Source organism: Amycolatopsis sp. NPDC028719 (genome assembly GCF_055565395.1).
This window is the reverse complement of the sequence record NZ_JBVHUL010000016.1, coordinates 211,587-218,015: the sequence shown is the minus strand read 5'-3', so window position 1 is coordinate 218,015 and position 6,429 is coordinate 211,587. Positions and strand designations below refer to the sequence as shown.

At 70.2% G+C, this 6,429-nt stretch carries 4 protein-coding genes; 3 read left to right on the top strand and 1 reads right to left on the bottom strand.

The features are described 5' to 3' along the window. The first annotated feature begins 405 nt into the window (after nt 1–405). Both ACZ4TR_RS46615 and ACZ4TR_RS46610 read left to right on the top strand, forming a co-directional pair. On the top strand, nt 406–1,209 hold the full coding sequence (locus ACZ4TR_RS46615) for an alpha/beta fold hydrolase (protein WP_465295261.1): 804 nt from the start codon (nt 406–408) through the stop codon (nt 1,207–1,209). Further along, nucleotides 1,206–1,964 (top strand): SDR family oxidoreductase, encoded by a 759-nt coding sequence (locus ACZ4TR_RS46610; protein WP_465295259.1) that lies wholly within the window; start codon nt 1,206–1,208, stop codon nt 1,962–1,964. The genes ACZ4TR_RS46615 and ACZ4TR_RS46610 overlap by 4 nt, the downstream gene beginning before the upstream one ends. Here the strand turns inward: ACZ4TR_RS46610 and ACZ4TR_RS46605 are convergent. Beyond that, nucleotides 1,949–3,511, bottom strand: coding sequence for an IS1634 family transposase (locus ACZ4TR_RS46605; protein ID WP_465295258.1), 1,563 nt, complete (start codon nt 3,509–3,511; stop codon nt 1,949–1,951). The genes ACZ4TR_RS46610 and ACZ4TR_RS46605 overlap by 16 nt on opposite strands. A 153-nt stretch (nt 3,512–3,664) precedes the next feature. On the opposite strand from ACZ4TR_RS46605, the gene ACZ4TR_RS46600 reads away from it, so the two are divergent. Then, nucleotides 3,665–6,262 (top strand): bifunctional FO biosynthesis protein CofGH, encoded by a 2,598-nt coding sequence (locus ACZ4TR_RS46600; protein ID WP_465295256.1) that lies wholly within the window; start codon nt 3,665–3,667, stop codon nt 6,260–6,262. The last annotated feature ends 167 nt before the right edge of the window (nt 6,263–6,429 follow it).

Sequence of the window (6,429 nt, the reverse complement as noted above, 5' to 3'; positions counted from 1 at the left end):
GAGGTTCAATACATAAGCTCTACTGGCTTAGTTCACTAGCACACTGTTGAGTTCTCAAGCAACACACCCCGAGTCGCACCGCCGTCAAGCGGCCTTACCCGAAGCGAGTATTCCTAGCAGTTTTGGTGAGACACCCACTCAATCGCCTTAAGCGAGAGCTTGGTTCGCGTCCCCGCCGCCCGGTTTCCCTGGCGACTTGGAGAACTTTACATGCCCGGAAACCCCCCGAAACAGGGGGGTCCCTTAACAAGATCAGCGCAGGTCAGACCGCATGACGAAGCCCGTCTGAAGCCCAGTGTGCACCCGCCGACCCCGGAGCGCCAGAGAAAAAGCCGCGAAAGAACATTGCTCCGAGTACATTGCACCGTATTGCACCGCGCCAAAGCTCCGCCTAGCGTCGGCCGCATGACCCTCGCGCACGACGACCTCGGCCCGGAGCACGGCCGGCCGGTCCTCCTCGTCCACGGCCACCCCTTCGACCGCTCGATGTGGCGTCCCCAAGCCGAGCACCTGGCCGAGCGCGGCCACCGCGTCGTGGTCCCCGACCTCCGCGGCTACGGCGAATCGACGAGCGGCGAATCGAAGAGCCCGGACACCAAGACCACCCTCGACGTCTTCGCGAGCGACCTGATCGACCTGGCCGACCACCTCGATCTTCGAAGGTTCGTCCTCGGCGGCCTCTCCATGGGCGGCCAGATCGTCATGCAGCTGGTGCGGGACCACCCGGGCCGGGCGGAAGCCCTCCTCCTGGCCGACACCTTCCCCGGCCTCGACACCCCGGAGGCGAAGCAGGCCCGCATCGACACCGCCGCGCGGATCAGCGAGGAGGGCATGCACCACTACGCCGAGGAGCTCCTCCCCAAGATGATCTCGAAGAGCACCCGCGCGACCAGGCCGGACGTCGAAGCGCACGTCATGAAGATGATGCGCGACGCTCCCCGGGAAGGAGCCGCGGCCGCGCTCAGGGGACGCGCCGAGCGCCCTGACTACACGCCGACGCTCAAGGACATCGACGTCCCCACCCTGGTGATCGTCGGCAGTGAGGACGAGTTCACCCCGGTGGAGGACGCCCGGCTCATCCACCGGGAGATCAAAGCTTCGACCCTGGTGGTCATCGATGGCGCGGGCCACCTGCCTAACCTGGAGCGCGAGACCGAGTTCAACGAAGCGCTCAGCACCTTCCTGACCACAAGCGGAGCCAAGCCATGACCCACCAGACCGTGTTCGTGACCGGCGCCAGCGCCGGCTTCGGTGACGCCATCGCCCGCCGGTTCGTCGCCGAGGGCGCCCGGGTGATCGCCGTCGCCCGCAGCGAGGACAAGCTCGAGAAGCTCGCCGGGGAGCTGGGCGACGCCGTCCTCACGCTCAAGCTCGACGTCAGCGACCCCGAAGCGGTCAAGACGAAGATCGAAAGCCTCCCCGCGGACTGGCGCGAGGTGGACGTCCTCGTCAACAACGCCGGCTTGGCCAAGGGCCTCGAGCCCGCCCACCGGGCGGAGCTGGCCGACTGGGACGAGATGATCGCGACGAACGTCCGCGGCCTCGCGCACGTCACCCGCGCGCTGCTGCCCGGCATGGTGGAGCGCGGCCGCGGCCACGTCATCAACATCGGCTCGATCGCCGGCACCTACCCCTACCCCGGCGGCAACGTCTACGGCGCGACCAAGGCGTTCGTCCACCAGTTCAGCCTCAACCTGCGCAGCGACCTGCACGGAACGGGCGTCCGGGTGACGAACGTCGAGCCCGGCATGGTCGGCGGCACGGACTTCTCCAAGGTCCGCTTCGACGGCGACCAGGACAAGGCGGACAAGGTCTACGAAGGCACCACGCCGCTGACCGCGGACGACGTCGCCGAGTCCGTCTTCTGGGCCGCGAACCAGCCGGCGCACGTCAACATCAACGTCATCGAGCTGATGCCGGTGGTGCAGAGCTTCTCGGCGCTGCAGATCTACCGCGGAAGCTGAGACTCGAACAGCGAGAACAACGCCTGCTGACCCGGGTCCCGCTCGGTGGGCAGCCGCTTCGTCCGCGGCCGCCCGCCGGTGGAGGGGTAGCGCAGCACCAGCTCCCCGATGCCGGCCAGCTGGTCGAGCAGTTCCCGCACGGACAGGTTCATCCCGGCCCGGTCGGCCTCCCGCCGCATCAGGTGGGTCACGGTCGCCGCGAGCACCGAGACGAGCCCGTGCGCGGCGATCCGCTGCCGCGTCCACTCCCAGCGCGGGGTCGGCCCGGTGACGGCCGGGCCGGTGAGCCAGCGGAACGTCGACTCCAGGTGCGTGCGCGCCCGGTAGGCCGTGACGAGGTCACCGATCGGCCAGTCCCGGTCGGTGACCAGCACCTGCTTGCCGAAGAACTCGTCGTCGAGGCGGGCCAGCGCGGCCGAGTCGATCCGCCGTTCGAGCCGGATCTCGCCGGGCCGGTTCCCGCTCAGCACGGCGGTGAGGACGCGTTCGATGCGCCGGCCGCGCGTGACCCGGCCGAGCTCGGCGTGGACCTGGGCGCGATCGCCGCGGTGGGTGCCCGCGGCCAGTGCCTCGGCCAGGCCGTCGAGCTCACGGGTCGCGGTGGCCAACTCGTCGGCGAACGCGCGGGACTGCGCCGCGTGCAGCGTCGCCGAATGCGTGAGGATCACCCGCCGCCGGACGCCGTCGACGACCGCGTGCGTGTCCAGGGCGGTGAGGCCGGCGAACCGCTCGGGGTCGACGCGCTTGCGAGCCGACGCGGGCTGGGTCAGCAGCTCGGGGTGGTCGGTCAGCGGCAGCGAGCCGACGAACCCGCTGCGTGAACCGAGGTCGAGCTGGGCCGCCTGGCCGGAGTGGAAGACGAGCGTCGCGGGGCCCAGCTCCGCGGTCAGCGCGGCGAACGTCGGCGCGGTCCCGTCGTCGCGCCGGTACACCCGCGACGCCAGGGGGATCGCGCCGTCGCGGGTCACCCGCAGGCCCGCGCCGGCGAGCACGCCCCGGCACGCCGAGGGCAGCGTGCAGTCGGCCGGGGCGAACGCGGCGAACTGGGGGACGTCGACGGCGAGCGCCGCGTGGTCGTCGAGCGTGTCCAGCACGGCGGACGCGACGGCGTCTTCGATGCGCGTGATGCGGTCCGGGGTAAGGCGTTCCAGCGCCCGCCAGAGTCCTTCCACTGTAGACACCCGGGGCCGCACGAGATCGGCGGCCGCCCCCGAGGCCCACCACTCGGCGATCGGCGTCGAAGGCGCGGTCGCCCGGTGCAGCACGGCGATCGCCAGCGTCAGGCCCAGCGAAGGCTTCGCGCGCTGAGGGCCCGCGATGTCGTCGACGCGCCGGACGAAGTCGAGCCGCGAAAGGGTCGCCCACACCGCGGCGACGTCGCCGTACGTCCGGTACGACGCCGACGCGGGTTCGCCGCCCGGGACGGCACGGGCGATCTCCTCGGCCGTCCCGAGGTAACGTTGGGTCACCACCCGCGGCTTGCCGTCGACCCGGCCGGACTCCGCCAGGTAGTAGTACGTCCGTCCGCCGATCTTCTTCCCGACCACCGATGCCACCCTTTAGGTAATACACGTCGGCAAGCTGATCGACAACCATGCCACCCGGCTGACCTGCGACGACGATCACGCACACCGATCGGGTGAGCCGGGTGCGGAACACACACTGGCTGGTCCCGCGAGGACGGTCCTAGCGTTGGGGGAATGGGACCCGAACCCGACGCCACCACCCCGACCGCCTCCGCGATGCGCCGTGCGCTCGCCCGGGCGCGTGACGGGAAGACACTGGACGTAGCCGAAGCGAGCGTCCTGCTGCACGCCCGCGGCGAAGACCTGGGGAAGCTTTCCGAGTACGCCTCCCGCATCCGCGACGCGGGCCTGGCCGAGGCCGGGCGCGCGGGCATCATCACCTACAGCCGCAAGGTGTTCATCCCGCTGACCCGGCTGTGCCGCGACCGCTGCGGCTACTGCACGTTCGTCACGGTGCCCGGCCGGCTCGAATCCCCGTTCCTCTCCCCCGACGAGGTCCTCGACATCGCCCGCAAGGGCGCGGAGATGGGCTGCAAGGAGGCTCTCTTCACGCTCGGCGACCGGCCCGAGGACCGCTGGAAGGCCGCCCGCGACTGGCTGGACGCGCACGGCTACGACGACACGCTCTCCTACGTCCGCGCGATGGCGATCCGGGTGCTGGAGGAGACCGGCCTGCTGCCGCACCTCAACCCGGGCGTGCTGACCTGGCAGGACTTCCAGCGGCTCAAGCCGGTCGCGCCGTCGATGGGCATGATGCTCGAGACCACCGCGACCCGGCTGTGGAGCGAGAAGGGCGGCCCGCACTACGGCTCACCCGACAAGGATCCCGCCGTCCGGCTGCGCGTCCTCGAAGACGCCGGCCGCAGCAGCGTCCCGTTCACCACCGGGGTGCTGATCGGCATCGGCGAGACGCACGAGGAGCGCGCGGACGCGCTGTTCGAGATCCGCAAGGTCGCCAAGACCTACGGCGGCATCCAGGAAGTCATCGTGCAGAACTTCCGGGCCAAGCCGGACACGAAGATGCGCGCGACGCCGGACGCCGACCTCGAAGAGCTGGCCGCGAACATCGCGGTGGCGCGGCTGGTGCTCGGCCCGAAGATGCGCATCCAGGCGCCGCCGAACCTGATCGGCAACCAGTACGACCTGATGATCCGCGCCGGGATCGACGACTGGGGCGGCGTCTCGCCGCTGACCCCGGACCACGTCAACCCGGAACGCGCGTGGCCGCAGATCGACGAGCTCGCGCGCCGCACCGAAAAGGCGGGCTTCGAGCTCAAGGAACGGCTCACCATCTACCCGGAGTACGTCAAGGCCGGCGAGCCGTGGCTGGACCCGCGGATCACGCGGCACGTCGCCGCGCTCGTCGACTACGAGACCGGGATGGCCCGCGAGGGCGCGATGCCGGTCGGCATCCCGTGGCAGGAGCCGGACGGCGGCTGGCAGGAGTCCGGGCGCACCGACCTGCACACCGAGATCGACACCACCGGCCGCACCGAAGACCGCCGCAGTGACTTCGACTCGGTCTACGGGGACTGGAAGGAGATCGGCGACCGGATCAAGACCGGGCCGCAGAAGTTCGACTCCACCGTGCTGGAAGCCTTGCGCAGCGCGGAAAAGGACCCGGCCGGGCTGTCCGACGACGCCGCGCTGGCGCTGCTGTCGGCCGAGGGCAAGGAGCTGGACGCCTTCACGAAGCTCGCCGACGACCTGCGCCGGGAGACCGTCGGCGACGACGTCACCTTCGTCGTCACGCGGAACATCAACTTCACCAACGTCTGCTACACGGGTTGCCGCTTCTGCGCCTTCGCACAGCGTCGTACCGACGCCGACGCGTACACGCTTTCGCTGGAGCAGGTCGGCGACCGCGTCGACGAGGCGTGGGCCGCCGGCGCGACCGAGATCTGCATGCAGGGCGGCATCCACCCGGACCTGCCGGGCACCGCGTACTTCGACCTCGCGGCCGAGGTCAAGCGCCGGCAGCCGGAGATCCACCTGCACTCCTACAGCCCGATGGAGGTCGTGAACGGCGCTTCGCGCACCAACCTGTCGCTGAAGGACTGGCTGATCAAGGCCAAGGAAGCCGGCGTCGACTCGCTGCCGGGCACGGCCGCCGAGATCCTCGACGACGACGTCCGCTGGGTGCTCACCAAGGGCAAGCTGCCGACGTCGGAGTGGATCAAGGTGGTGACGACGGCGCACGAGATCGGGCTCCCGACGACGTCCACGATGATGTACGGCCACGTCGACACGCCCGCGCACTGGGTCGCGCACCTCAAGCTGCTCGCGCGGCTGCAGCGCGAAGGCCTGGAGAAGCACGGGCGACGCGGGTTCAGCGAGTTCGTGCTGCTGCCGTTCATCCACCAGAGCTCACCGATCTACCTCGCCGGGCTCGCCCGCCCCGGCGCGACCCAGAACGAGAACCGGGCGGTGCACGCGCTGGCCCGGCTGCTGCTGCACGGGATGATCGACAACATCCAGAGCTCCTGGGTGAAGCTCGGCACGGAAGGCAGCCGCGCGGTGCTGCAGGGCGGCGTCAACGACATCGGCGGCACGTTGATGGAGGAGACGATCAGCCGGATGGCCGGCGCGTCGAACGGGTCGTACAAGACGATCAGCGACATGCGCGAGATGGTCGAGCCGCTGGGCCGCCCGCTGGTGCAGCGCACGACGGGCTACGGCCGGCCGTCGGCCGAGCGCATCGCCGCCGCCGAGGCTTCGGACGGCGTCGCGACGGCCGTGCGCAAGCCCCTGCTGCCCCTGCTCACGCCGTAGGAAACCGTTCGGGGTTCCCCGCCCCGGGCGGAGCCCCGGTTGACACAGCCGTAGCGGGGGGGGGGGGCGGGGGGGGGGGGGGGGGGGTTGGGGTGAGGGGGGGGGTGGTTTTTTGACACATCCTTTTTTTTTGTTTTTCCTTGTGGTTTATGGTCTCCCTCCCCCCC